The 575-nt window shown below is 38.3% G+C and carries 1 protein-coding gene; it reads left to right on the top strand.

What is annotated here, in order from left to right:
- The first annotated feature begins 124 nt into the window (after positions 1–124).
- A complete protein-coding gene (locus JMX48_RS14020) occupies positions 125–460 on the top strand; it encodes a GlpM family protein (RefSeq protein ID WP_227688060.1) in 336 nt (111 codons plus the stop codon).
- The last annotated feature ends 115 nt before the right edge of the window (positions 461–575 follow it).

Here is a 575-nt window from a genome sequence, read left to right as displayed (position 1 = left end):
CAAGGGTGGATGGAGAATAATCTACCTAAACTGTTTCATGATATGGGTTGTATCTCTTTTATTCTGGATTGACTATAAGTTCGGATATATTCAGCCCTTAGCACCCAACAGGAGATAATCTACCGTGATTTGGCTAAAAATGCTTATTGGTGCCTTGATGGTATTAGCGATTCAGTTGTTTGCGCAAACCCGATTTTTCTATTTGGCTGCCCTCGCTCCACTTTTTCCCACTTTTACTTTGATCAGTCATTTCATCGTTGGTACTGAGCGTAATGCTGCAGACCTGAGAGTGGCACTGATATTTAGTATGCTGGGTGTCATCCCACATCTTATTTATACGCTTGTGGTGTTTTTTAGCATCAGCTACGTCAGCTTATATAAAGCATTACTGCTAGGCGTTGTTGCTTGGATCGTGGCAGCGGCTATTTTAGTGCTGACTTGGCAATACATTCATGCTTAGCTAAAAAATAACTTAAAGTATGCAAAAGGGTTACGAAGCAGCTAAATAAAATATATCTAATTATACTTATTTCTATCTATAATAGATAAATTGTATTGTAAGATAGAGTTGGGGA

The sequence above is a fragment of the Psychrobacter immobilis genome (genome assembly GCF_904846225.1).
Classification (GTDB): Bacteria; Pseudomonadota; Gammaproteobacteria; order Pseudomonadales; family Moraxellaceae; genus Psychrobacter; species Psychrobacter immobilis_F.
This window is presented reverse-complemented; position numbering and strand designations above follow the sequence as displayed.